General features: G+C 38.1%; 23 protein-coding genes and 1 pseudogene. 11 read left to right on the forward strand and 13 right to left on the reverse strand.

The annotated features are described in order from the left end of the window. Nucleotides 1-323: helix-turn-helix domain-containing protein (locus tag ACLFMM_RS01740; RefSeq protein WP_410806993.1), on the reverse strand; the 323-nt coding region annotated here is incomplete at its 3' end. A 35-nt stretch (nucleotides 324-358) separates the two neighbouring features. Here ACLFMM_RS01740 and ACLFMM_RS01745 point away from each other — a divergent pair. The 5 genes from ACLFMM_RS01745 (at nucleotide 359) to ACLFMM_RS01765 (ending at nucleotide 3,995) form a co-directional block, all read left to right on the forward strand. Next, on the forward strand, nucleotides 359-943 hold the full coding sequence (locus ACLFMM_RS01745) for a hypothetical protein (protein WP_410806994.1): 585 nt from the start codon (nucleotides 359-361) through the stop codon (nucleotides 941-943). Between the two features lie 37 nt (nucleotides 944-980). Next, nucleotides 981-1,376, forward strand: a complete 396-nt coding sequence (locus tag ACLFMM_RS01750; protein ID WP_410806995.1) for a hypothetical protein — start codon at nucleotides 981-983, stop codon at nucleotides 1,374-1,376. A 152-nt stretch (nucleotides 1,377-1,528) separates the two neighbouring features. After that, entirely contained in the window at nucleotides 1,529-1,930 is a 402-nt protein-coding gene (locus tag ACLFMM_RS01755; RefSeq protein WP_410806996.1) for a response regulator, read from the forward strand. A gap of 169 nt (nucleotides 1,931-2,099) precedes the next feature. After that, nucleotides 2,100-3,089 carry a PAS domain S-box protein gene (locus ACLFMM_RS01760; RefSeq protein ID WP_410806997.1) on the forward strand — a complete coding sequence of 330 codons (990 nt, stop codon included), beginning with the start codon at nucleotides 2,100-2,102 and terminating at the stop codon, nucleotides 3,087-3,089. A 3-nt stretch (nucleotides 3,090-3,092) separates the two neighbouring features. Beyond that, a complete protein-coding gene (locus ACLFMM_RS01765; RefSeq protein WP_410806998.1) occupies nucleotides 3,093-3,995 on the forward strand; it encodes a histidine kinase dimerization/phosphoacceptor domain -containing protein in 903 nt (300 codons plus the stop codon). Nucleotide 3,996: 1 nt separating this feature from the next. On the opposite strand, the gene ACLFMM_RS01770 is transcribed toward ACLFMM_RS01765, so the two are convergent. The 4 genes from ACLFMM_RS01770 to ACLFMM_RS01785 all read right to left on the reverse strand — a co-directional run bounded on the left by ACLFMM_RS01770 (nucleotide 3,997) and on the right by ACLFMM_RS01785 (nucleotide 8,171). Continuing rightward, a complete protein-coding gene (locus tag ACLFMM_RS01770; protein WP_410806999.1) occupies nucleotides 3,997-5,706 on the reverse strand; it encodes an ATP-dependent DNA ligase in 1,710 nt (569 codons plus the stop codon). Nucleotides 5,707-5,762: 56 nt separating this feature from the next. After that, on the reverse strand, nucleotides 5,763-6,758 hold the full coding sequence (locus tag ACLFMM_RS01775; RefSeq protein ID WP_410807000.1) for a homoserine dehydrogenase: 996 nt from the start codon (nucleotides 6,756-6,758) through the stop codon (nucleotides 5,763-5,765). Between the two features lie 14 nt (nucleotides 6,759-6,772). Next, a complete protein-coding gene (locus tag ACLFMM_RS01780) occupies nucleotides 6,773-7,282 on the reverse strand; it encodes an amino acid-binding protein (protein ID WP_410807001.1) in 510 nt (169 codons plus the stop codon). Between the two features lie 64 nt (nucleotides 7,283-7,346). Then, nucleotides 7,347-8,171 (reverse strand): helix-turn-helix transcriptional regulator, encoded by an 825-nt coding sequence (locus tag ACLFMM_RS01785; protein WP_410807002.1) that lies wholly within the window; start codon nucleotides 8,169-8,171, stop codon nucleotides 7,347-7,349. A 203-nt stretch (nucleotides 8,172-8,374) separates the two neighbouring features. On the opposite strand from ACLFMM_RS01785, the gene ACLFMM_RS01790 reads away from it, so the two are divergent. Beyond that, entirely contained in the window at nucleotides 8,375-8,539 is a 165-nt protein-coding gene (locus tag ACLFMM_RS01790) for a hypothetical protein (protein ID WP_410807003.1), read from the forward strand. Nucleotides 8,540-9,528: 989 nt separating this feature from the next. Then, entirely contained in the window at nucleotides 9,529-10,389 is an 861-nt protein-coding gene (gene htpX, locus ACLFMM_RS01795) for a zinc metalloprotease HtpX (protein WP_410807004.1), read from the forward strand. A 118-nt stretch (nucleotides 10,390-10,507) separates the two neighbouring features. Here the strand turns inward: htpX and ACLFMM_RS01800 are convergent. Further along, a pseudogene (locus ACLFMM_RS01800) lies at nucleotides 10,508-11,172 on the reverse strand (TIGR00266 family protein). Nucleotides 11,173-11,430: 258 nt separating this feature from the next. Between ACLFMM_RS01800 and ACLFMM_RS01805 the strand changes: the two are divergent. Further along, nucleotides 11,431-12,084, forward strand: a complete 654-nt coding sequence (locus tag ACLFMM_RS01805; RefSeq protein ID WP_410807026.1) for a thymidylate synthase — start codon at nucleotides 11,431-11,433, stop codon at nucleotides 12,082-12,084. 2 nt (nucleotides 12,085-12,086) lie between these two features. Further along, the gene (gene aroA, locus ACLFMM_RS01810; protein ID WP_410807005.1) at nucleotides 12,087-13,370 is read left to right on the forward strand and encodes a 3-phosphoshikimate 1-carboxyvinyltransferase; all 1,284 of its coding nucleotides are present in this window, start codon (nucleotides 12,087-12,089) and stop codon (nucleotides 13,368-13,370) included. A gap of 122 nt (nucleotides 13,371-13,492) precedes the next feature. On the opposite strand, the gene mcrA is transcribed toward aroA, so the two are convergent. The 5 genes from mcrA to mcrB are packed head-to-tail and all read right to left on the reverse strand — an operon-like array spanning nucleotide 13,493 to nucleotide 18,452. Next, nucleotides 13,493-15,214, reverse strand: a complete 1,722-nt coding sequence (gene mcrA, locus ACLFMM_RS01815) for a coenzyme-B sulfoethylthiotransferase subunit alpha (protein WP_410807006.1) — start codon at nucleotides 15,212-15,214, stop codon at nucleotides 13,493-13,495. A 14-nt stretch (nucleotides 15,215-15,228) separates the two neighbouring features. Continuing rightward, on the reverse strand, nucleotides 15,229-15,978 hold the full coding sequence (gene mcrG, locus ACLFMM_RS01820; protein WP_410807007.1) for a coenzyme-B sulfoethylthiotransferase subunit gamma: 750 nt from the start codon (nucleotides 15,976-15,978) through the stop codon (nucleotides 15,229-15,231). A gap of 13 nt (nucleotides 15,979-15,991) precedes the next feature. Beyond that, nucleotides 15,992-16,591 carry a methyl-coenzyme M reductase I operon protein C gene (gene mcrC, locus ACLFMM_RS01825; protein WP_410807027.1) on the reverse strand — a complete coding sequence of 200 codons (600 nt, stop codon included), beginning with the start codon at nucleotides 16,589-16,591 and terminating at the stop codon, nucleotides 15,992-15,994. Between the two features lie 11 nt (nucleotides 16,592-16,602). Continuing rightward, the gene (mcrD, locus tag ACLFMM_RS01830) at nucleotides 16,603-17,112 is read right to left on the reverse strand and encodes a methyl-coenzyme M reductase operon protein D (RefSeq protein WP_410807008.1); all 510 of its coding nucleotides are present in this window, start codon (nucleotides 17,110-17,112) and stop codon (nucleotides 16,603-16,605) included. Between the two features lie 35 nt (nucleotides 17,113-17,147). Beyond that, complete coding sequence (gene mcrB, locus ACLFMM_RS01835) at nucleotides 17,148-18,452, reverse strand: coenzyme-B sulfoethylthiotransferase subunit beta (protein WP_410807009.1); 1,305 nt, start codon at nucleotides 18,450-18,452, stop codon at nucleotides 17,148-17,150. Between the two features lie 458 nt (nucleotides 18,453-18,910). Between mcrB and mmp10 the strand changes: the two genes are divergently transcribed. After that, nucleotides 18,911-20,137, forward strand: coding sequence for a methyl coenzyme M reductase-arginine methyltransferase Mmp10 (gene mmp10, locus ACLFMM_RS01840; RefSeq protein ID WP_410807010.1), 1,227 nt, complete (start codon nucleotides 18,911-18,913; stop codon nucleotides 20,135-20,137). Here the strand turns inward: mmp10 and ACLFMM_RS01845 are convergent, their stop codons facing one another. Together ACLFMM_RS01845 and ACLFMM_RS01850 are read right to left on the reverse strand one after the other, a co-directional pair. Then, nucleotides 20,138-23,587, reverse strand: a complete 3,450-nt coding sequence (locus tag ACLFMM_RS01845; protein ID WP_410807011.1) for a DNA polymerase II large subunit — start codon at nucleotides 23,585-23,587, stop codon at nucleotides 20,138-20,140. A gap of 57 nt (nucleotides 23,588-23,644) precedes the next feature. Beyond that, nucleotides 23,645-24,202 (reverse strand): class I SAM-dependent methyltransferase, encoded by a 558-nt coding sequence (locus tag ACLFMM_RS01850; RefSeq protein ID WP_410807012.1) that lies wholly within the window; start codon nucleotides 24,200-24,202, stop codon nucleotides 23,645-23,647. Nucleotides 24,203-24,806: 604 nt separating this feature from the next. Here ACLFMM_RS01850 and ACLFMM_RS01855 point away from each other — a divergent pair. Continuing rightward, nucleotides 24,807-25,646, forward strand: a complete 840-nt coding sequence (locus ACLFMM_RS01855) for a rhodanese-like domain-containing protein (RefSeq protein WP_410807013.1) — start codon at nucleotides 24,807-24,809, stop codon at nucleotides 25,644-25,646. The last annotated feature ends 32 nt before the right edge of the window (nucleotides 25,647-25,678 follow it).

Genomic DNA, 25,678 nt, shown 5'->3' on the forward strand with positions numbered 1-25,678 from the left:
TTTGTAGTCCAAACGTTTCTGGATTTGAGTATCTGTATAAGCTGGTCTTTCTGCTGCTGTGTGAGTTTTGATGGTCTGCCGCCTCTATATCTAGGTTTTAGTCCCTCATATCCAGCCTCGTTCCATCTTTTCTGCCATCTGCGACCCATGATACTGGCTACGCTTAACAACTTAGAAGACTCACTGATACTCATTCCTTCATAGCGGTACTTGATAAAATACAGTTTTTTGAGTATCCTTGCGCTTTTTTCGGTTCGGATATGTTCTAAAAGTTGGTCATATGTGATATGCTTCAAAAGAGGAATTATTTCGGGTCTTGCCATAATAAGATATATAGTTGTTTAAGTACTAATAATATGTGTTAGACTTCAAAATAGAAAATAATGAATTTCCGGCAGGTTACAGGATAGCACAAAAGGTCCCTGTAGATTTCAATTCAGATACATCCACAGATGATTTGTGGATTTTACATTCAAAAGCAACGATTGAATACTGGGAGCTGTTTGATCAAATAAAACAGGGGATTCTAGAGTTTTCAGAAATCCCCCTAGCTCACCCATCACTTATGGATTTGAAGGTTGAAATTGCAGAGAGAATTATTAAAAATTGCATTTGCTGTGAGCGAAGATGCAAGGTAAACCGCAAAAACAGGGAACTTGGATACTGCAGAATAAGTTCAGTTTCCAGATGTGCATCTGAGTTTTTACATCGAGGCGAAGAACCAGAACTCGTCCCGTCCCATACCATATTTTTTACCGGGTGTGTATTTTCCTGTGTATACTGCCAGAACTGGGACATTTCAACCAGACCCGAATGCGGAATTGAAATCGAACCCCCTCAGTTTGCAAAAATTATTGATGCAAGACGCAGACAGGGTTCCAGAAATGTCAATTTCGTGACCCCCTACACCACATCTCCATACTGTTTTGAAAGTAATCAATAACATACCAGTAAATATTCCAGTTATATGGAACTCCAATATGTACCATTCAAAAGAAGCTGGAGAATTGCTGAAAAGCGTTGTAGACGTATATCTTGCAGATTTTCGATACGGCAACAACAGATGTGCAGAGAAATATTCAAACGTCAAAAAATATATTGAAATTGTGAAAAGAAACTTTAAAAAAGCTTACCAGCAATCAGAAATTATACTTCGGCATCTCGTATTACCCGAACACCTTGAGTGCTGCTCTAAGCCAACAATCGAATGGACTGCTGAAACTATACCAGATGTTAGATTCAATCTCATGTTCCAGTATACTCCTTATTGTAAAGCCCATGATTATCCAGAGATAAATCGCCGGGTTATGTTAAAAGAACGTAAAAAAGCGATTCAGACAGCAAAGGACTTTAATATAAAAGACCTGTTAGTCTGATGTTTCATAAGCAAACTATAAATATATAAATTAGAAGGCATTCATTAGTTAAGAGCCAAAATACAAAAATAACTCATTAACAAATCTGACAGGTTTAGAATTATAGGGGTAAATTTGGAATTTTAATTCTACAAACAATATAAGGGAGAATCATGGAAAAATCAAAAATTCTGGTTGTTGAAGATGAAAATATAGTAGCATTGGATATTAAAAACCGGTTAAAAAAATTGGGGTACTCAGTTCCAAGTATCGCTTCAACAGGTGAAGAAGCTATAAACAAAGCAGACACTACTTTTGCTGACCTTGTACTGATGGACATTATGCTAAAAGGCGAGATTGACGGAATAGAGGCAGCTGATCAGATAAATAGACGTTTTAATATACCTGTAATATATCTTACTGCTTATGTAGATGACAAAATACTGGAACGTGCGAAATTAACCCGCCCTTATGGATATATCTCAAAACCATTCAAAGAGAAAGACCTTCATACTAACATAGAAATGGCTTTGCACAGACATAAAATGGAAAAAGAGGATAACTCATCTGCATAATAAAAAACAATAGAAAGCCTTATAAACAAAAACATATAACTATTTTTCTATATCCATTTTAAGCTAATGGTTGAGTCGACATTCAGGGCATCTGAATATACAGATTATTGGATGTCCTTAAAGCCTGAATTCAGGTTAAACTCTTGCCAGATTGGTTCGGAGATACTTAATGATAGATGAGGGAAAAAACAGAATACAACTTATAAATGAATTAAATGAATTACGCCAGAAAATCTCTGGACTGGAAAAACTGATACAGGCTCAAATGGATTTATCGTATAATAAAAACAATCTAATATTACTTGAATCTGTTTTCGATATCATACCGGATGTAATATGTATCTATGATGGAAACTATGGGGTTATAAGATACAACAAATCCGGATATGAATTTTTAAAAACAAACACAGATGAGTCCAGAGGCAAAAAATGTTTTGAAGTTATCGGTAAAACATCACCCTGTGCTATCTGTGCAGTTTCTAATGTATATAAAACCCATAAGCCTTCCAGAGTTTACAGAAAGCTCAATTCCAGTGGGCTATGGCTTGATATTAGAGCATACCCTATATTAAATAAAGACAAAAAACTCACAAACGTTATCAATTATATACATGATGTTACATTCGAAAAACAGACCGATGAACTGTTAGAATTGAATAAAACTTTAAAAATTAAAATTAATGAGCACCAAACATCAGAAAAATTAATTCAGAAAGAAAAAGAAAGAATGCAGAAATATTTTGATGTTGCCGGTATCATCATAGTAGTTATTGGTTCTGATTACAAGGTCAAGTTCATCAATAAAAAGGGTATTGAAATTCTGGGATTTAAAAACAAAGATATCATTGGAAAAGATTGGATAGATAATTTTATCCCTATTAAATACAGGAAAGAAGTAAAAGGAATATTAACCAAGTTCTCATCACAAGATTCCGGTCCTGTAGAAAACGTTGAATATCCCCTCATAAATGATAAAGGTGAAGAACGCACAATCACCTGGAATTATACTCCTGTTAAAAACGATGATGAAGAAATTTATTATATACTGGCTTCAGGTCTGGATATAACTGAACGCAAAAATGCGGAAAAGGCATTACAAATTTCAGAAAACAAATTCAGAACTCTTTTTGATAACGCCAGTGATGCCATTTTTATATAGAACATGGATGGCTATTTTCTGGAAGTTAATAAAATAGCATGTCAGCGTCTGAGGTATACAAAAGATGAACTAATGAAGCTAAAACCGTACGATATAACATATCAACCTGAAAACAACTTAAAACAACTTAAAATTGATATTAAACACCATGGACATGTTATCTTTGAAGCTACACATGTGAGAAAAGACGGTACCTTCATACCTGTTGAAATGAACATGCGTATGATTGAGTACAATGGTATTCCTGCATTGCTTGGAATTGCAAGAGATATTACCGAACGCAAATACGCTGAAGAAATAAGAGAAAAGGATATACATCACCGGGTCAAAAATAATTTACAGGTCATATCAAGTTTACTCAGCCTTCAATCCGAATTTTTTGGAAATGAAACTGTAATCGAAGCTTTCAGAGAAAGTCAAAACCGTGTCAGGTCAATGGCAATTGCCCATGAAAAACTCTATCAATCAAAAGACATTGCAAGTATAGACGTTGCAGATTACATACAAAACCTTACGAATTATCTTTATCTTTCATATAGAGGACGTTCCAGTGAAATCGGACTAAATGTAGACATTGACAATATATTTCTGAATATGGATACTGCCATACCTCTTGGGATTATTATCAATGAGCTGGTTTCCAATTCATTAAAACATGCATTTGTAAATTCTGAAACCGGAAAAATTAAAATCAAACTCAGAAAACACAGGAATAACAATTATACACTAATCGTCAGTGATAACGGTAAGGGATTCCCAGATGAACTGGATTTTAAAGAAACCGATTCATTGGGTATGCAGCTGGTCAATACACTGGTAGAACAAATTGATGGCACAATTAAACTTGATAAATACAATGGTACAGTATTTACAATAATATTTAGAGAACTTGTATACAAGAACTAACTTAAGAAAAGTTATTATGGTTCCTGCTTCTTTGTTTTAAATAAATTTCTTCTATACGTTCGATAGTATCCGATTCCTCAGGTGATTTATCATCCCTGACATTCACAAGCCTTGGAAAACGCAGCGCATAACCTGATTCATAATTGGTACTTTTCTGGATTTCCTCAAACCCGATTTCAAAAACAACTTCAGGTTTAAATTCAATTTTTCGTCCTTTTTCCATGACAATTAAATCTGAAAAAAGCCGGGTGAGTTCTTCAAGCTTTTCATCAGTAATGCCTGTTGCCACCTTCCCTATAGGTAAAAATTGACCTGTGTTTCTATCATAACATGCAATGGCATATGAACCAATGAGATTGACTCTTCTTCCATAACCCCATTCACCACCTATAACAACAAGGTCAAGGGTTTCCATGATGGGTTTCTTCTTGAGCCAGTTCTTTCCGCGTTTTCCTGGTGAATAGGGTGATTCCGGGTTTTTAATCATAATACCTTCATGACCGGCTGAAAGTGCATCATTATATATCCTGTTAGCCTCTGCTACTTCACTGGTCATAACCTGTTTGTCCACTTTAATCGACTTTGTGTTTTCAATAATATTTCCAAGCATATCCCGTCTCTGTTTCAATGGAAGGTCGATATAACTGTCACCATTAAGATACATCAGGTCAAACATATTCAAAATTATAGGAATTTCTTTGGAAGTGGACAGCACATCATACTTCCTTCGAAAACGTCTCAGAATATCCTGGAATGCCCTTGGACGTCCGTCTTCATCTATTGCCACTGCTTCACCATCAATGATTGCAGTGTCAGCATTTAGCTGATTCTTTACAGATTCTACAATATCTGGAAGTGAATTGGTGACATTTTCAAGCTTTCTTGAAAATATATTGACCTCATCTTTCTTTTTGTGTATCTGAACTCTGGCACCATCGAATTTCCATTCAACTGCTGCCGTACCCATTTCATTAAATGCAGTCTCGATACTTGGAGTGACCTGCGCAAGCATCATCCTGATAGGGCGGTTAACCTGTATATCAAGCTTTGATACTTCCTCTTCACCACCCCGTTTGGCTGCAGATGCTACTGCGCCCAGGTCATTTGTAAGCATGAAACCAAGTTCCAGTTTTTCCACCGTTACATTGAATGCTTTTGATATGGCATCACGGACTATACCTTCTCCCACACCTATCCTCAGCTCTTCAATTGCAAGCCTTGAAAGGTATCTCGCTTCTTCAGGGGATGATGCACTGAAGACGTATTGAAGGTTTTTTATTTTCTGATTCTGTGAACCTTTACCTGATACATTGGCTATGTGTTTAAGTCTGTCAGATACTTCAAGTATCGTGAGCTGGGGTGTTGATTCTTCAAAAAATGATGAAAAAGTTACTTGATTTCTGGAAGCCTTTGACAGTACTCTTACCGCGGTTTCTCCTATATCACCTGTATCACGGACAATATTTTCAATTTCATCTACTGGTATACCAGATGCCTTCGAGAGTGCAGTATAGAGCAGGCTTTCACCAATCCCAAGTTCCTGTGAACTCCATGAAGGGAAAACCTGACCCATAATAAAATGAGTTACTACTGGTAGTTCTTCTGTATCGACTTTTTCCAGCAAATCTGCTACCTGGTCTGTCATCTCAAGGGAACTGGTAATTCCTTCGATGTTTTTGCACGAATCTGCAAATTCTTTAAAACTTGTCATATTATTGTTGAACTCATCTATAATTTTGATAATATAAATTTTTAGCTAACTGAAGCTCAATTTTTATAAATGGATATAATGTCACTCAAAATAGCACTGGCTGTTTCAATGGAACCCGCGCCTCTTCCAGTGACCGTGACTGTTCCTGAAAGGTCGGTCTGAATGGACGCCACATTTAGAGTTCCTCCTACCGCCAGTGGACTGTCTTCAGGCACCAGTCTTGGAGCTACACGTATCAGGTCTTCTTTTACTTCACCGATTAACTTTATCACATATCCATTATTCTGTGCCAATATCAGAGATTCTGGTGTTATTTTTGAGATTCCTGTAACATCCACATCCCTATAGGTAAAACACAATCCAAACACTGTGTTTGCCAGTATTACCAGTTTGCATGCAGAATCAATACCATCCACATCATAACTGGGGTCGGTTTCTGCGATTCCAAGTTCCTGTGACTCTGCAAGCATTTGCTCATAAGGAGCGTTTTCTTCCATCATACGAGTCAAGATATAATTACATGTCCCATTCAGTATACCCTCTACACTAATTACATCATTACCTGCAAGTACATTTTTTATAAGGTTAATTATTGGCATCGCACCGCCAACAGTTGCTTCAAACCTGAATTTAGAACCTGATTTACGGGATGCTTCTATTAATTCATTGTATTTTAAGGCAATTGGACCTTTATTTGATGTCACTACATCTCTGCCGTTATCAAAAGCTGACATCATATTCTGAAGACCGATACCACCGGTTTCAATATCTGTAGAAGTTGTCTCAATTACCAGGTCATGGTCGATTGATTTTATAATTTCAAGGCTGGAAGTGTTATCCAGTGCAACTGTTCCTTTCTCACGTTTACGAGTCAAAGCAGAGGACAAATCGATACCCTCTGTATTAATTTCAGACCCTTTAGAATCAGATATTGAAACAACCCTGATATCAAGACCAAGATTTTTAAGATGTTTTTCTTTTTTCAATAATACTTCTACTACACCCTGTCCAACTGCTCCAAATCCGCTGATAGATGCACGTATCGTTTTCATTGCACCACTAACCTTTATGTAAATTTAGTTTCAATAGGCTCTACAACAAGCAGGTCTTTTTCTTTAGCAACCTCTTTCAACAGAGAAATCGAATCATTTAATTCCTTTTTACCTACCGCATCAATCTTTAAAAAAGCTGATGATGTCTGGTCTATTTTGGGCATGGATAACGTTAAATCCACTACTTCAGCATATCCGGTTCTGTCTATAGTATCTATGGTATCCTGGATATCGTTGTGTACAACGTGCCCTATCAAAACCACTGCACCGCGCTCGACAAAACGCTGTTCACCTACTTTTGCTACCCCGATACCTCTTTCTTTAAGCCTTGATTTTAGCTCATCAAGTTTTTCAGGGTCAATGTCAATTACACATTGTACAGGAATTTTACTGCGGCGGTGTTTTTCCTTTTCATGATGATGAACTACTGATATAAGGTTGCCTTTTAAATCCGAAATAGGCTGTAATGCCTGAAGCAACTGTCCAGGTCTATCCTGCAATTCGATATCCATTGAAATTCTCATTTATACCCTCTTGGTTTTAAGTTACGGTTAAGATTATTTCATTACTAATACTTTATCGATTTTTCTATATCAATTGTTGATACTGGTTTTCATCATTCAGTTCATCAACGATTCGTACAATATTACCCCGACCCTTCTTAAATTTTTCAACATATCCCCGTTCTTCTAGGTCAGATATCATAAGACTGATTTTTGCCTCTGAATATTTTAACCGGTTTCGAAGGTCTTTCTGGGTAATCCGACCACCATTAGCCTTCACAACATCAAATACTTTTTGTAAATCATCTGGTAATGGATTTGTCTCTAAAGATTCCTCATCAATTTCATAACTTCTGTTTGATGATAATGATGGTTCATCCATAATTTCGTTTTGTCTGTGATTATATTTTCTAAATCCTATAAAGAAAAGAACAGCCAGCAATACAACAATAGCTGGCACCAGATAGATTACTGGACTTGTTTCGTCCTCTCCTCTGTTAATAAGATTTGATTCATTAGCAAGGCTTTCTGTAATCTGTGATGATTCTGTATCATTAAGTAGTTCCTGATTATACACCGGCATGAGCAGTAAATCCAGTGAATAATTTCCACCGCTTTTAATGGTCATATTTTCCTGTACCTGATAAGCAAGTGAACCATTATTATAGGATTTTGCTGTTATCTGGTAATTTCCTGGATAGAGATTGAATGTATAAACACCGTATTCTGCTACAATCGATTGTTTGGGTGTAGAGTTTACTGTAACAATTACATTTTCAACTGGTTCAAATGTTTCCCAGTTATAAATTTCACCATGTACAGTTGCAGTTGTTTCTGCACTGACAGGAGCACATAAGAGCAATATTACTATAGTACAGATAAATGTTTTAAATATATTTTTAAGACTCACAACATTATTTTAACATTTGTTTATATATATTTTGCCATATGAAACATTCTAAAGGTTCATAAAGTTTTATTAACCAAATGAAGGATTCATAAATGTTAGATTTTTACATCAAAGTAAATTGTATTCCTAGAAATTAAATTATGTTAAAATTTTCAAAACAACAATAGTAGTATTGCTATATAAAGAAACAGTGGTGGCAGAAAATGGAAACAAAATCTAGCACAAAAAAATTACTGGCTTGCTCAATTGCTGCAATTTTATTGATAGGCATTATACCAATAAATGCCCTTGCCTCAGCAAACAATAAAAGGATGAATGACAGCAAAGCAGAATATTTCAGAAACAACAAATCAAATAACACTTCATAAAATGATCCCCTCAATGAAAGGGAAGAGAAATTAGAAGAACAACAGGAAAAACGTGAGGAAAAGCTGGAAAAAGCAAGAAATAAATATGCAGATGCAAAAGCAAATTTTAATTCTATTCACAAAAAAATTGCTAACAACAAATTAAATTCTAACTCTGAAAGGGCTATAAACGTTACAAAGGATTACTTAAACAGTACTCTGGACTATATGATAGAACACCTTGAAAATAAAAAAGTAATATAAATGCATCAAGTGCGAAGTTTACAGATGAAAAACTTGAAAATTTGAATGAATCATAATCAGTTCGAACAAAAAAGAACTGAACTGAAATTAGCAGAGACCAGAGAGGGCATCTCAGAAATAGCTAATGAAATACGCTAAGTATGGAGAGATGCTCAGACAAATTTAAATTCTATAGCATAAAAGTTATAAATGAGCGTATTAACAGCTACCTTGAAAAATCTGAATCCATACTCTGCGAATTGAAAAAGAAATCGAGCAATTAGAATCTGAAGGTAAAACGTTGAAGATATTGAATAACTGTTTGAAGAATATAAAAATAGAATTCATGAGATAAATAAACACCAAGAAGATGCTAAGGAAATATACAACAATGCATCTGATGAAGCATTTATAAAGGAGGCAAAATTTGGGTTCTGTAGAAACCCTATAGAAATCGCCGTCAATCAGTAAATTTTAACAGATTTAATCACTATTAAGAAGTACATCTAAAAAGATTACAAATTTTCTTGATTATACAAATATCGAGGATTTCTACAAAGCCACTAATTTTTTATTTTTTAGCAATTATTCTGAAAAACCGATGGCCTTATCAGGTGCACAACTTATATATATCCGTACAGACTATTAGATATATCAATTAATTAGAATTTTTTATTCAGAAAATTAAACGTATTTACAACATGTAAACAACTTACTATAATTAAATCTAAATCAAAAATAAATCTACTTAAAGATTAAGGGTCAACATGAGAAAAGAAACACTTAAAACCACTCTATTACTAGCATCCTTAACTGGTCTCTTGATTGTCATTGGTGGTGCCATCGGTGGACGCGGTGGTATATTAATTGCATTTTTAATTGCTATTATAATGAACTTTGGAAGTTATTGGTACAGTGACAAAATAATACTCAAAATGTACCGTGCAAAAGAAGTGAATGAATCCCAGTATCCACAGCTTTACAGTATTGTCAGAAACCTTGCAACAAAAGCAAGTTTACCAATGCCCAAAGTGTACGTAATAGAAACATCCATGCCAAACGCATTTGCAACAGGCAGAAACCCTGAACATGCAGCTGTTGCAGCAACTACCGGTATAATAAATCTGTTAACATCTGAAGAACTAGAAGGTGTATTTGCCCATGAACTGTCACACGTTAAACATCGCGATACACTGATAAGTGCTGTCACAGCCACTATCGCAGGTGCCATTACAATGCTTGCCTACTGGGCCCAATGGGCTGCTATATTTGGCGGTTTTGGAAAAGATGATGAAGGCGGCAACAATATCATTGGATTTATTGCCCTTGCAATTCTGGCTCCAATTGCAGCTACTATTATTCAGTTAGCAATCTCCCGCACCCGTGAATTTGCAGCAGATGCAGAAGGTGCAAAGATTACCCATAAACCCTGGGCACTTGCGAATGCTCTTTCAAAATTAGAACAGAGTGCTACAAACTATAAGCCAAGAAGGGGTGAAGTGAAAGCATCTGAAAATACAGCTCATATGTTTATTGTAAATCCTCTAAAAGGTAAAACAATTGCCAGTTTGTTCAGTACCCATCCGAATACAGAAGAAAGAATACGCCGCCTCAAATCCATGTATTAAACATTTTTTTACTCATCCGGCCGTTACGGTCAGATGAGGTTTTACATCCCAACATCCATATTGAAAAAGAAATTAGAAGGAACGGTCTCCACCTATAATACCTCCGAATCCCCTGTTTTCACCCTTTTGCTGGTAAGTGGATGTTGCCAGAATTCGGTCGGTCTGCAAGTCTGGAAAACGGAAGACTCTGCAAACATACTGTTCCAGGACCTATAAGGGATACAAGGAATATACCTTCACCTCCAAAGAGCGCGTTTTTAAAACCTCCAATAGACTGAATGTTATAGTCTATACCATCTGTAAAAGCAGCAAGACAACCGGTATCCACCCTCAAGGTTTCATTTTTATTAAGCTTTTTCTCAATTACCGTACCCCCGGCATGTATAAATGCCATCCCATCACCGGAAAGCCTCTATAAAATAAAGCCTTCTCCTCCGAAAAAGCCCGAACCGGTTCTTTTTGTAAGTGCTACATCTATTTCAATGCCTTTTGCTGCGCAAAGGAAAGCATCCTTTTGACACAGCATATTTCCATCGAATATTTCAAAATCAAGAGGTATTACTTTACCCGGATAAGGGGCACCAAATGCAACATATCCTTTACCATCTCCCTCATGAACAAAACTTGTTATGAAAAAACTTTCACCGGTAAGCATGCGTTTTAAACCACTGAATAATCCCCTGTAGAGGTCTGCATATTGATTCCAGGACCCATATATCTCATGGCGCCGGCTTCTGCCCTCACCGATTCTTTTGGGTCCAGTTCTATCTCGACGATTTGCATATCGTCACCTATAATATAATAATCGATTAGATCTGCGATGGTTTTACCTCCGAATACTTAATGGGTACGTACAAAAATAAAACAATTTAAATTTGTATTCTATACTGTTGGATATATAATAACCTCAGATTAGATAATTATCTATAAATGAATATTTTTCATTTACCATGTAAATTGAACATAAAAAACAAAAATGAGAGTTTTTTATATAAAGATTGAATAATGGTTCATAGTTTGGCAGGACTTGAGGATACAACAATGACTATGGATATATCTATTGGAAGAGTCATAAAAGCTCACACTATAAGTGATGCATGGTATCGAGGACTTAATACTATCTGGAACCAAGGTAGTGTAATAACTGATGAAAGAGGCAGCCGGATTTTAGAATACATGAATCTGATGGTTGTCATCAATGACCCATATACCAGTGAAATTCCAGAAGATTTTTCATGGAATATAGAACGCCTGGACGAATATTCCAAGCAATTGATTAGCGGTGACAATACCCAGAATTTTGAATATACCTATGGTCAGAGGCTCAGAAACTGGAACAATGAAATCGACCAGATATCCTATGTAATTGACAAATTAACAAACAATGCATCCACAAGACGTGCAACTGCTGTCACATGGATTCCTGCTGTTGATACAAAAGTAGATGAAGTACCCTGCATGATAATCGATGATTTTAAAATCCGGAACGGAAAATTACATTTAACCACATTATTCAGAAGTCATGATTTTTCAGGAGCATACCCTGCAAACCTTTATGGCTTATCCAGATTACTCAAACACGTAGCTGATAAGACCGGTGTCACTCCCGGGAAAATAACAACCATCAGCATTTCTGCTCATATTTACGAACATGACTGGGATAAAATTGAAGATATTATAAAAGGGGTATATTAACAATGAAAGTATCAATTGATAAATCAGAATTGTGTGGAGAGCTATATGCGCCTCCATCCAAAAGTTATACGCACAGAGCTATATCCATTGGGTCGCTGTCAAACCAATCGATAATCCATAGACCTCTACTTTCTGCTGACACTGAGGCAACAATAAAAGCATGTGAAATGTTTGGTGCAACTATTGAGAAAAAGAACAATGACCTGATAATTAAAGGGGTTGATAGTGCTCCAAAAGTTCCTGATGATGTAATAGATGTTGCAAATTCTGGTACAACACTTCGATTCATGACCGCAATAGCTACTCTTACAAATGGTGTTACTGTATTGACAGGTGACCATTCAGTAAGAAAAAGACCCAATGGACCACTTCTTGATGTGTTACAAAGCCTTGGTGTGGAAGCATATTCAACAAGGAACAATGGGCGTGCACCTCTTGTCGTTAAAGGAGGACTTAAAGGTGCCATTACAAAAATCGATGGTTCTATCAGTTCCCAGTTTGTATCTGCCCTTTTGATAGCCTGCCCACTTACAAACAACAGCACCACTTTTTCAATAAAAGGAGAGTTGAAATCAAAACCATATGTTGATATAACCATTGAAATTATAGAAAAAGCCGGATGCGAAATTTTTGTTGATAAAAATCACAATACCAAATTTATAATCCCTGCAAAACAGAAGTACAACCTTAAGGAATATACAGTTCCAGGTGATTTTTCATCTGCTTCATATCTGCTGGCAGCGGCTGTTATGACAGGATCTAAAATAACGGTCAAAAACCTGTTTCCTTCCAGACAGGGCGATATAAAAATTATCGATATACTTGAACAAATGGGTGCAAACATCAACTGGGATAAGGAAAACGGAGATGTTACTGTTAATGGTGGAGACCTTAGTGGTATAACTGTTGACCTTGGAGATTCACCGGATTTATTCCCGACAATTGCTGTACTTGGAGCTGTTGCTAAAGGCACCACTGTAATTACAAATGCAGAACACGTCCGCTATAAGGAAACAGATAGAATCCATGCCATGGCAAGTGAGCTTCAAAAAATGGGTATTAAAGTTAAAGAAGAGAAGGATAAACTGACGGTTAATGGTGGCAATCTTGTAGGAACCGATGTCCATGGATGGCATGACCACAGGATAGTTATGGCTTTAACAATTGCAGGGCTGGTAGCTGGTGGTACTACTGTCGACACTGCAGAATCTGTGTTTATATCATATCCAAATTTCTTTGAAGAAATGCGCAAAATCGGAGCTAGAAAAACTGTCGTTGAAGAGTAAACATCAAATATGTTCTTTTTAATTTTCTTTATAGATTTTAAATTTTTGGACTTTTTGAATTTCAGTAAAAAAAAGAAAAAGTTGGCAGACTTTAAGACGTCTACCTTCGATGCATCATGCATTTATTCTGCTGGTATGATAAGTGATCTTTCACCAGCAGGTTTGAACTCTCTGAGTGCACCTCTACCGAATTCTTTCCTTGGTTCCTTAAAGTCGAATGGAAGGAGGTCATCGGCAAAGGCAACTTTGATCAGTGGGTTTGTGGCAAAAGCATCGCCACGTCCTGCGTGTGCACCTGATGTGATTGCAGCATATCCACCCTGGTGTCCTACATTCATTGCGTAGTTTGGATAGTTTGGACCACGGAGTTCGAGTGGGAGTCCTTCATCGGACTGGTAGGAGAATACATTTGCTGCTCCACACTGGTCCTGGAGATCGAAACCGAAGAATCCGAGACGTCCGTATGCTTCTTTGTGCAGGTACATACATAGATACCATGCGGAAAGACCTGCATTTGAGTTACCGGTTGCAATGGATGCTGCAGAACCTGCTGCTGCTGAGAGTACTGTTGCTCTCTGTGATCCACCAAAGTGGTCTTCAAGCGCAGTTGGATATTTCTCGTAGTTCTCCAGCCCGTAGAGTGTGGATTCTGTGGCAATATCTTTGACAACATCCATGGTTGCTGGTGCTTTGTTATCTTTACCTGGCTGTGCTGCATTGTTGTATTTTTCGTTTATGTAGTCAATGTCATAGTAGAGGTTGTCATCCAGAATGTTGTTGGTGTATGCTGCTGTTGCATACTGGGTGAAACCTACACCACCTGACATGTATGAACCAAGCCATATCTGGTCATAGAGCATACATCCAGCACCGACAACTTCCAGTGCTGTCTTTGCTGGGTCTTCTGGATATGCACGGCTGGTCTGAACAATGTCTGCCAGATGTCCGAATGGGATGCCTCCTGTCTCATTTTCTGCACGTGCACGTCTTGCTGGGAGCATTTCTCCCATGTTGATGACTGATGCATGTTTTGCAGCGTATGATAGGTCAGCCACTGCTGCTTCTCCAGCGCACATGTGGTATGCGTTGATGAATGACATACCAAGCTGCATTGCCATCCATCTACGTGTCTGTCCACCATCTGTTGTTCTGCTTACAACTGTTGGAATGTGTGCAACTTGCCAAGTGGTTTTACCGATAGATTCCTTAATCTGTTCTGCCTGGTCTTCAGGGAACTCCTTGTTTATATCAATGAGGAACTGGTCGTCAATTTCCTCTGCAAGGTCATCGTCACCGGTAAATATTTTTACATAACAATCTTCTGTGAGTCCTGGATGAGTTTCAACCATGTGTTCCTGAACAACTGCTCCTCCTGGGATTGCATGGTTTAAGACTTCAAGGTAGTGGTTGATTGTTTCAGGAGTTACCTCAATACCCAGCCTCTTCTCCAGGGTTTCATGAGCACTGTCCATACCAACAATACAGGTTCTTCTGATGTCGTCCCACATCTGCTGCATTGCTGCATTGTTGACATAGTGGAGATCGTCCATTTCGGTGAGCATGTCTGTACCGGACAGGTATGATGGTGTCAATGCTCTCTGACCGAGCTGAACTCCACCTGCATGAAGGTCTGGGTTGTATCCTACAAGCCCTCTCTTTTTAGCCAGTTCCTGACCAGATTTTAACATTTCCATTTTTCTGGGGCTCTGTGCAACACCCATTCTTTGGTATTTTGTCTTTTTGTCTGTTATTTCACCGCCACTCTGCTTGTTATCTCCGAATTCTTGAGTGAACTTTCTTTCTAACTCATTCTTAAACCTTCTTTCTCTGTCTTTTTCCACCATTTATATCACCTCATTTATCTTGGCTGGAATCCATACTCGGTTCTCTGCTCCCATACTCTGTGAACCCATTCGATGACTTCGTCGTCTTCTCTGAATGGTACGTTATCGGCTCTGTATATGGTTGTTCTTTTAGCTGCCTCATCTTCAGACATTGGTTTACCAAGATCGACCTTTTTGTCGATAGGTCTTGCCTGCTGGTCTTTATCCATTATAATGGTACCGTTTTCGAGTCTGCGTCTGTCCAGCATATCAAACATCACACCATCTTCCTGGAGACGGAGTGAGTGACCGTGTACAGTTGCACCTCTTAGACCTGCAAGACCTGGGCAGGTAATTTCACTTTCAAGCTGCCTTTTTGTTACTTTTTCCATGTCCCTTTCACGGGCTTCTACAAGCTGACGACCGGACAGTGTACCGGGATCAACTGCTCTGAAATTAATCGCTGCATGGTAGGTTCTAAAGTATGGTGTAGCTGGCGCATTATACATTGAATCTACCCACTGGGCGTATCTTATACGGTCACCAGCTTTTGCACCTTCTGTTGGTTCAACAATTTCCCTGATTGAACATTCAGGTTCTCCCATCTCAGCCAGTGGTGGGTGTGTACTTGGATAATCGCTTCCAGGTGCTCGATGTCCTAGGATTAAAGTCAGATCTTCATCTGATATTTCTCGAAGTTTTTCGAGGTCATCTGACATTTGTTTTGATCTGTTGTTTGCAACAGATGTTTTACCTGGATAATACTGTTTCTCAATTTCTGCCATATTATCACTCCTATTATTCTATGGATTTTAATGTATTTTTTACATCTTTGACAAGTTCATTTAATTTATCTCTGGAACAGGCTTCGCCACGTGTAACTCCAGTTACAATTTCCATAACTGTCCCTTTTGTGAGTGTATTTTCATCTTTAGGTTTGACATATCTGGTTTTTATCCCCGCTTCTGCTAGGTCTTCAAAATCTATCAAAGCCTGGCTAACAACAATTGCAGGTATATCCACATTTTCCAGAATTGTTCGTATCTTTTTAATTATATGTTGAGCCACGTTTCCTACATGGATTACTGCCAGTTTATGTCTTGCTATCTGCTCTGTTTCTTCAGGTTCAATACCAAAACTCCCAGATATCAGACCAGATTCCGGTTGACCGGTTCCTCCGCTCAATACCAGCACGCTAACCTGTATCCCTGTCTGACGCATTCCATATGTAAGTTCACATACAGGTTTTGTGATATGCCTTCTGCCGGGACCCATAGCAACTGCTATTACATCTGGACGGGCGGCTTCGGAGAGTGTACCTTCCTGTGCAAGTCCACCCCCTCTGCATTGACCCTTCCCTTGTCTGCAATCTACTACCTGTGTTTCCCGACCAAACATTGGCATATCAATCATTCCTTGTCTTCGTCTTCATGTTTATTCAGGACGAAAACCTGACTTTCTTCACTTGCTCTGGGGTCTGACAAACCACGTCTTTTTGGATCTGCGTTTGGACCTCTTTTAGCGTAGTCAGATACTGTAGTTCTTTGAGGTATGAAATTTCCTTCCCTGAGTTCATATTTACAGGGTAATACTCTCTCTGCTATAGAATCTATCTGTTTTTCAACGTCCTCATCTGTTATTTCCAGACGTACCCGACCTACACTTATGGACAATTCTATTGCAGTATCACCAATCTGCACAACCTTCCTGTATGGATGGTTTACATCTTGGCCTGTTGCTGGTCCAGATGGAACCGTCAAGGGCAGGCGTGGCCCATGTATAAATGCTCTTACAATGCCATCAACTTCACTCAACTCTTCAATAAGTTTTTGTGTTGTTTCTGGTTTCAACAATCTTGTTGGAAATAATTCTACCTGCAAATATTCATCTTCATATGGTTCTGAAGCGGTATCAACCATTATATTACTTCCTATGGAAAACCTAAAGGTTACACTTAAATTGCTTTTGCTACTGCATCGATTGGTTCTCTGAAAGTCTTAATTGAACCGAATACATCCCCTATAAGTGAGGAAGTAGCTTCTGGTGTGAACATCTGAGTACCTGCATCAAGTGATGCTGATGCTGCTACACATGGGATTGCAAATCCTCTTGAGTGTCTGGTTACAATGTGGTTACCATTGAAGATACCTGGCCCTCCTCCACCATAGATGGAGTGACTAAAGAATGAGAATCCGACTGCAGTACCCTGTACTCTACCATAATCACAACCAGGTAATCCTGTTTCCTTTTCAATTATGTCATTGAAATAGAGCAATGTTGAGGATACATTTTGTGGGCTTCTACCTGCACCACAGTTCACCATTGAAGCTGCAAGCTGACCTGCTGCTGCGTATGCATTCCACATTGGAACATCATTTGCCTTGTAGAATGAATATCCAGATGGTGCGGTTTTATCCACAGATATCACATTGTCTTCAAATGCTTTGTTAACAATTGAATCAATTACAGTTCCTATAGTTCCGTCTTTACCGTTTTCTTTTACGATATCATAGACAAGGTTGTTTGCATTAAGTCCCTGATAAGCAAGTCCGAGCAGTTGCTGCCTCTCAAATTCTCCTACTGCATTACCCATTTCATACATAGCTACCTGTTCATAGATTGATGACAAACAGGCTGAATTCATTGCTTTCTTGTTAGTAATTGCCACAATGTGATTTGCCATAATGTTTCTCAGTGAGTACCCAAGACCTTCATTCTGCTGTGGAATCTTGAGAATTGAAGCTATGTTTCCTCCTGCTAGGTCAACTGTTTGTGGATAGCTACCCCAGACTGCTGCTTTTACAATTGGGGCTAAGAACATATCAGTGTTGAACTGGTCTATAATGGACTGAACAGTTGCTGCTCCACCTACAGCAGTCGCTGATGAATAATCAGCAGCTGCCTTCAGCCTCTCATCTGGTATCTGGACTAAAAGCTGTTTACCACCATAGAGTGATTCTACATTGGTATCGTCATCTGGGTTTACCCTTACAAGTTCTTCAACGGAATCCCTAATGCTATCTGCATTTCCGACAAGGTCATAATCGAGTTCGTATCCAGGTATATGTCGGCCTTTTCCGCCCATTTTACCTGTTGTAAGTGCTTTCTGAATACCTTTAAGATTAATTGCTACTGATTTCTTGGTATCGTCGATGATTTCTTTGATTGCATCGTTCTTTGTTGGAGCAATGTCCTTTATATCGACATCGCTTTCTAATAGTTTTCCTCTGTCATTGTAGAGATCTATTTTATCAGCCACGATTCTACCTCCATTTTTGGTTTTGGAAATAACCATTCTGGATTATCTGCACAACATTGGTTACTGGCAATCCTGAGTGATTGCAGTTTATGTTGTACAATAAATCCCAGAGTTATTCCACTTATTTGTCTATAAACCAATTAGGTTTAAAGCTTTTGCATTTATCGGGACAATTCTTAATATATTAACACTAATGATAATTATAAAATCCCGATATTTATAACCAACAGCCCATCATACTGGAGTATATTTCTAATATTTATATATTGCACCTTTAAAACGAGAAAATTAGATTAAAAATCAAACAATTATATTGATTTATGATGATTATTCCACTACCAGATTAAAAGTAATTGAATTGTTATTCTTATTATGAAAAAATGATTCTGGTAAATATAAAATATATTATCTTATCAACAAAGCTTAAATAAAACTTCCAATGAGTAATCATAGATAATATGGGAATCGTTGCTGATATTGGTGGAAACCCAGGTATTGACTGTAATGGTTTTTGTAAATATTGTTATTTTAACAGAATAAAGGATGAAAATATACCTATTTTCGGATGCAAACACTGCTTCCCATTTAAAAAAGGATGTGATTACTGTATACGTAGTGTTAAAGAATCATATCCTGGATTTAAACCTGCCCAGATTGTAATGCAGGAAGTATCCCAGAACATATATTTCAATCACGATACCGATAAAATAACAATCAGCGGTGGCGGCGATGTAAGCTGTTATCCGGAACTTAAAGAGCTTGTAGAGTCCCTTTCAAAATTCGAAAAACCAATTCATCTTGGATATACCAGTGGAAAGGGTTTCAATAATGAAGATGACACTGACTTTTTCATTGCCAATGGTGTAAACGAAGTTACATTTACCGTATTTGCAACAGACCCTTACCTAAGAGCCGAATACATAAGAGATCCTGAACCAGAAATATCTCTTGAAATTCTTAAAAAATTTTGTTCAAGCTGTGAAGTATATGCAGCACTTGTACTGATACCAGGGGTAAATGATGGAGAAGTGCTTGATAAAACATTAAGCGACCTTGAAGAAATGGGTGCCAAGGGCGCAATCATCATGCGGTTTGCAAACAGTGTTGAAGAAGGGTTAATACTTGGAAATTCTCCAATACTTGAGGGTATCACAACGCACAGTATCGATGAATTCACCCAGATTGTCAGGGACGCTGAGTCCAGATACGACCTAAAAATCACTGGAACACCACTTGAAGACCCGGTTACTGGTTCACCCTTTGCTATCAGAAATAATGAAGAAGCAATGTCAAAACTGCCTGAAGTTACAAAAGGAGCCACCATCATCACAAGCAGTGTTGCAGCCCCGCGTCTTCAGGAAATCTTTGATAAACTGGGAGGTAAAGTCAATATAGTTAATGTTGATAAGGATATAGGATGTCTTATGACAATCGAGGACCTGCAAAAACTTGAACTATCCAGTATAAAAGAAACAGTGTTTATACCGGGCAGAGCTTTTGTGCATGAGCCTGAGGTCAAGAAAATCCTGTCCAGTGATGGAGTGGACAGGCTTGTGAGACGGGGACCTGATTGTTTAACAGTTGATGGAGAAATGTCTATCAGCATGACATCAAAAGAGGTACTGGATTTAGAGATAGAAAACCTCACGGAACTGGTAAATCACATCAACGCCATTGGATTATAATCACATAAAGTCCGAAAGTCCAACCTGTTTTGATTTATCATTTTCAAATAATGATTTGATTTCATACCCAATAAGCTCAATCCGCTGCTTAGTGTATTCTGAAACATTGTAATCATTGGCCACCTTGCTGGATACATCAAGATACTTCTTGACCGCTCCTTCATGAACAGTCAGGATAACTTTTCCTCCACATCTGGTACAGTTACCGGAGAGAGGTGGACGCCTGAATTTTGCCCCGCATTTTACACATCTGGTTCCCTGACGGGAGAAGGCTCGCAGGTTACCTATCAGATCTGGCAGGAAATGCGACATAAGTACTCTTTCTGCAACATCTGATGCATCTACTGCACGAATTTTATCCGCAAGTGCCAGCTGAGACTCAACTTTTTCAAGCATGCTCCCGAAAGTCTTATATGCGCTTATTCTGGGACCGGCTGCAATATCGGTTGTATCATGGGTAAACAGGAAATTATCATATTGTTGCGGAGTCCCAAGCCTATTGTTTACTATGTCCATGGCGTCTTCAAAATCTTTGGGATTGGTAAATTCCAATGTTGATTCGTAGAATTCAAGCGGATATCTGGGACAGACATCGATGTTATGCGCCTCTTTATCAACTTCGTTGGGGTCTATACGAGTAGTCAAAACAAGGGGAGCATCCATTTTCCCGCCGCGTTTATCAGGTAGATATTCAGGAGAAAAATTGATAAGCCCATCCATAAGAAGCATCACACAATCTTCATCTCCATCACAATTTCGTCTTTTAGCTGCATGGAAAAACGGATGAGCAAAACCCACTGAAGCCTTTGTAAATCCGACGAGCCTTCCGAGTACACCTGCCGATGTATGAGGTGCAAGACCCATCAACAGTACTCCTACTATATCATCAATCGATTCTGCGTTGTAATATGGTTCAAGTCCGTAATATTTTACAAGCAAATCATCTATATACTGAGTGGTGTTCAAAAGGTAATCTGCAGCATCATAGGGTACAACAAGGTCCTGTGCTTTTAAGCATACAATCTGGTCATCTTCAGTAAACGGGTTCCCATGTATATCTTCAGTATATCCCAGTTCGTACAATTTGGATGCTGTAACTCCGAGTTCATCCGGGCGGATATGGGTCAAGGGAATATCTGACATATCATAACGCACAGTTGCATCTTTGAAAGTATAGAGTTTATATTTGGTTCTCAAAACACCTTTCTCAATCGGTTCAGGAGTCATATTCTTGGACATGAGTCTTTTAACACCCTTGAATGATTCAATATTATCACGTTCCCCGAGATTATCAAAGGCTTTCTGATATATAGTTTTAAAATCGAGGTTTTTTGTTTTTGCAGAGCTTGCCTTTGCACCGCATTTCGGACAGGTACCGTTATTTGACTTTATACCACACCAGGGACACGACATTTTGGGAACTGTGAATTCCCCGCAGTCGCATCTACATTCATAGGTTTCCGTGCCGCATGACGGACATTCCCTTGTTCCGATTTCAACCTTTATTTCCCCTACCTTACTGTTCATTGTAGCTTTATAATTGCTGGCATCATTAAGTTTACGTGTATTTCCAGCAGCCTCACCGATAGGAAACAATACATTTGGTACAGGTGACATCTTCCTCCGGTTGGATTTTTCAGGACGTCCCATTCTTGCACCTATCCGCGTGAGGGAACGAGCTCTTACAACCAGTCCACTTACATGGTTTACAATGTCCAACGCATCCTCATCTTCCAGGCTGACCCTTTCCCACTTCAAATTCAACTGAGAATCCAGCCCCAAACAACGGATAAATAATAGTGGTTCTTGTATCTGAATCGTGTTATCTTTGATCTTATGGAACAAAAGCAACTTTTCAAGGATTAATTTAATGCTGTTAGCATTTTTATCATTATAGGGAAGTTCCAAAACAGAATTATCATCAGCTATTTTTCCATAATCTGATACAAACCTGGCAAGTTTTTCAAATTCCTGTGGTGTAATATCATGCCAGAGATAGGTAAATACTGGATGCAAAGGGATATTGTGTTGTTCGCATATTTCCAGAACATCTTCCTGTGAAGGGTTTTCAAGTTGTTCATCGGTTCTTGTATCAGAAACCGTATTCCTGTACTCCTGTATCCACCATTCAAAGCAATAAGGAGAAGGTACAAGCGGATGATTATTTTCCAGAAAATCCCCATAGTTAATCAACATTTCACCGATGTCTATGATATGTTCTACCTGCGGATACAATTCATATGCATCGTTCACATCATCGATTCTGAGAACATCTCCGGATGTTAATCGCACAGTTGGCCCTTCAATACAATCAACAGGAGCCATTCCCATAGCCTTCCCAGGTATTTCTACTTTGAGCTGAGTTCCTGCAACTATGAATTTGTCCATAATCACCATACTTGCGGGATTTATCCCTGCAGCAGCAAATGATGTGTTCCGTGACCTTCCATATCTTAAACGAAACCCTCCGGGGCGAGATGGATGTGAAAAAACCGGTCTCCCTGCTATAAGGTCTCGGAGATATTTGTCCTTGGGTTTTGGTTTCTTTTTATTTTCACTGCTTTCTTCACTACTGACCTCAGCACCTTTATTTTCACTTTTCTCACCGGAAATCAGTGTATCAAGCCATTCCCAGCCATCGATATTGTACTTTTTCACATACTTTTGTATCTTAGGAGCTTTAAGTGCAATACCTTCTGCAAGTACAAGACCTACACCGCCGCGAATCCGATTGGTTCCTACTCTATCAAGGTCCCTGTAACCTTCTACCTCCTCCTCTTCGGTTGGTTCTCCATCAAGGCTAATGGGACAGTTTTCCACAATCAAACGTATTTCATCTTCAGAAGGCATATATTGTAACCCTGCTACCCGACGATAGAGTGTTATCTCTTCAACATACCTCTCGACTTCTTCTTTTCGGGGTTTATACCGGTCGATATTCAAACCCCTGCGCACATAATCTCCTACAAGAACAGAAAGTGCCTGTGCAGTACCACCTGCACTTCTGATTGGACCTGCATAAAAGATGCTTATATATTCTGTCCCGTCATCATTTTTTGCAAGGTTGACACTATCAATTCCCTCGATGGGTGCAGCAACCACACCTTCTGTAAGCATGGCAACTGCTACACGTATTGCAGCTTCAACTGAATCCTTTTTTGTTTCAAATTTACCCACATGACCTTCTGCCACTTCTTTACCCAATGACAATGCAGCTTCTTCCCTTGATTTTGATTTTTCTAGTTCACGTATACGTTCTGCTACACCGGGCACACCTATCAGATTTTCAACTCTGTCTGCAAGGTCTTTGGCAACCGGTATTTCAACATGAGGACTGGGGTCTTTACCATGTGAGCGTGCTTTATTTGCTATTTCTATTTCACGATTAAGCTTTTCTTCAAGCTTGTTGAGGTACTCCATCATCGATTCGCTTGCTACAAATTCTGTCATGTTGAACCTTTGCCTAAGACAATATGATTTTTAATCGATACCTGCAATCACTATATATCATTGTTTCTTTGCTACTACAGCAATCCAGTTATTTTCAGGTTTAGTGTATATTTTGATGGATAGAAAACCTGACTTTAGGAGAATATCTTCATGTTCTTCTGGGGTATGATAGTGCATATCCAGCGCATTGACATATTCCATATTACGCTCATCAAAATCTTCATGTTTGTAAACTTCATTTACTATAAGAAGTGTACCATCTGGTTTCAGGACACGATGGATTTCCTTTAAATCTCCTATCAAATCAGGCCAGAAATAGTATGTTTCAAACGCTGTTACAAGGTCAAATGTATTTTCAGGATATGGTATAGAGGATACTGTTCCATACACTATTTCAATACGGTTATCATTTATAAATTCCTTATTCAAATCCCTTGCCATACTAACCATTTCTTCAGAATAATCAATACCATAAACCTTGCCTTCGGGACATAATTCAGCCAGAATTTGTACAGCTCGCCCTCCCCCACAACCCACATCAAGGACAAGTGAATCAGAAGCAACTGATATATGTCCAATTCCCCAATTCCAGAGGTCAAAATGGTGTTCATTCATATCCTGAGCTACTTTTCTTCCCTACAAACCTTCGGGTTTTTTGCAATGTTTTAATCTATTCATATCTGTCATCCAGAAATCACCCTGTAATCAGATTAAAGAATCAGGTTTATTACAAATTCATGTATAAATGATTACATATCATGTTAGTATAAAAATCAAATGAATCAAATGAAAAAAATTTGCTGATTTGATATAATGAGGCATTTATCTAAAAATAAATGCCTCATCTCTGGATGAACCCCCACTCTTCAACCTGGTTTTACATTGATTGAGCCTTTCAATCAACATTTTATTACGCTCCATATTAATATATATAATAAACGGCAAAATGCAATCGAAAGTTTTGATTTTTATAACTGCGTTGAAATGTTTAACAGCGTTTGTTATATACTCATCAAACATATTATAATTCCATGTTTTTCCCATATTATTCAAGTAATTTAAAAATTTTTAACTGTCAATACCTTTTTAATTACTTATTTATCATCGTAGCAAACGTTAAAAATATGAGCAATTATACTGTTTTTTAAGGAAAATTTCAGGATATGGAAACATAAGTCTTAATTAACCAATAACTTCCAGATTAATAGGGGGTTAATGTATGAAAATAGGATGCAGTACTGAAGATGTAACAAAAATATCTCCGAATAAACTGAAGCAAATACTTGATAGTGATAGAGAAGGGGATTTTGTTGTAGTGGATGTGAGGCAACCCGAAGAATATGAACAAGGCCATCTTCCGGGTGCAAAATTGATACCACTTGATGAATTAGATGCAAGATACGATGAGCTTGATAAAACCAAAAATATTATCACCTATTGCCGTGCCGGTCGCAGGAGTCTGGGAGCTGCTACACATCTATGTGGGCTTGGTTTTAAAAATGTCTATACAATGGATGGTGGATTCCTTGAATGGAACTATAAAACACTTTCAGGGTTTCCTGAAGAAAAACCGGAATTTATTGCCGGTAACGAAGAGATAGATGATATACTTCTTACTGCTATTAAACTGGAAAAAGGTTCTCAGGATTTTTATTTAAAATCCATGAACAGTGGTGAGGTATCCAGCGATACAAAAGAAACATTGGACAGACTTGCCAGGATTGAAGAAAAACATATAGACAAACTATACAGGCGTTACGCTAATATTACCGATGAAGAGATTCCACCACTGGAAGTACTAAAAAAGGAACTGGATTTTGAATACATGGAGGGTGGTATAAAAATTAGTAAAGAGCTGTTAAAAAATGAGGAGATATTTAAAGATGAAATTGATGTTCTGGAAACCGCCATAGAGAAGGAATACCTATCATTTGATTTTTACAAACGTATGGCAGAGGTCATGAGCAATAAAGATACCAGAAAACTGCTCCATGAACTTGCAAATGAAGAAAAGAACCATATCAATTACCTCATAAATAGCCTTAAACAGATAATATAATCACATTAATACGGGGAGTGTAAATTTTTTTC

Source organism: Methanohalobium sp., from assembly GCF_046546175.1.
GTDB lineage: Archaea > Halobacteriota > Methanosarcinia > Methanosarcinales > Methanosarcinaceae > Methanohalobium.